1 tRNA gene and 1 rRNA gene (1 of these 2 only partly in view) are annotated in these 1,860 nt (G+C 45.5%); both read left to right on the top strand.

Annotation, left to right across the window (positions count from 1 at the left end):
* The first annotated feature begins 81 nt into the window (after window positions 1–81).
* Window positions 82–155: transfer RNA gene (locus EKM01_RS14460), tRNA-Ala, on the top strand.
* A 188-nt stretch (window positions 156–343) separates the two neighbouring features.
* Window positions 344–1,860, top strand: a 23S ribosomal RNA gene (locus EKM01_RS14455) (it continues 1,411 nt past the right edge of the window).

Below are 1,860 nucleotides of genomic sequence, written 5' to 3'. Positions count from 1 at the left end.
TATAAAAAAGAAGAAATTCTAGAGTTGAGAAATCGCGATATATCGTTATTCGTAATTCACAATTCATAATTAAAAAAGATTGGGGAATTAGCTCAGCTGGCTAGAGCGCCTGCCTTGCACGCAGGAGGTCAACGGTTCGACTCCGTTATTCTCCACAAAAAGAGTGATCAGCTTACAGTGATCAGTGATCAGTTTCGACTGAATACTAAAAACTGAACACTGAACACTACTTTAAAGTTCATTGACATATTGAGATAAGAAAATAATAAAAAGTAGAAAGCATTTTTTGCTTGTTTATTTATAGACAAGTAAAAGAAACGGCATTCTTAATTGAATGTTGGTACAATAAGCAAAATAAGGGCGTATGGGGGATGCCTTGGCTCTCAGAGGCGATGAAGGGCGTGATAAGCTGCGAAAAGCTACGGGGATTGGCACACACGATATGATCCGTAGATACCCGAATGGGGCAACCCACTATGTTGAAGACATAGTACACCGATAGGTGGGCAAACCCGCTGAACTGAAACATCTAAGTAGGCGGAGGAGAAGAAAACAAAAGTGATTCCGTAAGTAGTGGCGAGCGAACGCGGATTAGCCCAAACCAAAGATGTTACGGCATTTTTGGGGTTGTAGGACCACGATATTTGTTGCGGATAGAATTAGAATCTACTGGAAAGTAGGGCCAAAGAAGGTGATAGCCCTGTATAAGTAATAGAAGATAACGATAGTGGTATCCTGAGTAGGGCGGGACACGAGAAATCCTGTCTGAATTTGGCGGGACCATCCGCTAAGGCTAAATACTCCTGAGAGACCGATAGTGAACCAGTACCGTGAGGGAAAGGTGAAAAGAACCGTGAATAACGGAGTGAAATAGATCCTGAAACCATACGCTTACAAGCGGTCGGAGCCCTTTCGTGGGGTGACGGCGTGCCTTTTGCATAATGAGCCTACGAGTTAACGTTGCTGGCAAGGATAAGTGGTTAAGCCACGGATCCGTAGCGAAAGCGAGTCTGAATAGGGCGCTTTAGTCAGTAGTGTTAGACGCGAAACCGTGTGATCTACCCATGGGCAGGTTGAAGCTGTGGTAACACATAGTGGAGGACCGAACCGGTTGACGTTGAAAAGTCTTCGGATGACCTGTGGGTAGGGGTGAAAGGCCAATCAAACTCGGAAATAGCTCGTACTCCCCGAAATGCATTTAGGTGCAGCGTTATGGTTAAAGTTATATAGAGGTAGAGCTACTGATTGGATGCGGGGGCTTCACCGCCTACCAATTCCTGACAAACTCCGAATGCTATATAATGTTTCATAACAGTGAGGGCTTGGGTGCTAAGGTCCAAGTCCGAGAGGGAAAGAACCCAGACCATCAGCTAAGGTCCCCAAATATACGCTAAGTTGAAAGAACGAGGTTTGTCTGCCCAGACAGCTAGGATGTTGGCTTGGAAGCAGCCATTCATTTAAAGAGTGCGTAACAGCTCACTAGTCGAGCGGACGAGCATGGATAATAATCGGGCATAAGCGTATTACCGAAGCTATGGATTTACAATTAATTGTAAGTGGTAGGGGAGCATTCTCACAGGGTAGAAGGTGTATCGTAAGGTATGCTGGACTGGTGAGAAAAGAAAATGTAGGCATAAGTAACGATAATGCGGGCGAGAAACCCGCACACCGAAAGACTAAGGTTTCCACAGCTATGCTAATCAGCTGTGGGTTAGTCGGGACCTAAGGCGAACCCGAAAGGGACAGTCGATGGACAACGGGTTAATATTCCCGTACTAGTTATTACTGTGATGGGGTGACGGAGTGATGAAAGCGCCGCGAACTGACGGAATAGTTCGTTGAAGTACCTACCTATAAGAC

Source organism: Flavobacterium sp. RSP46 (assembly GCF_003984825.1).
Lineage (GTDB): Bacteria > Bacteroidota > Bacteroidia > Flavobacteriales > Flavobacteriaceae > Flavobacterium.
Note: the sequence above shows the minus strand (reverse complement) of the source record. Positions and strands in the feature narration are given on the sequence as shown.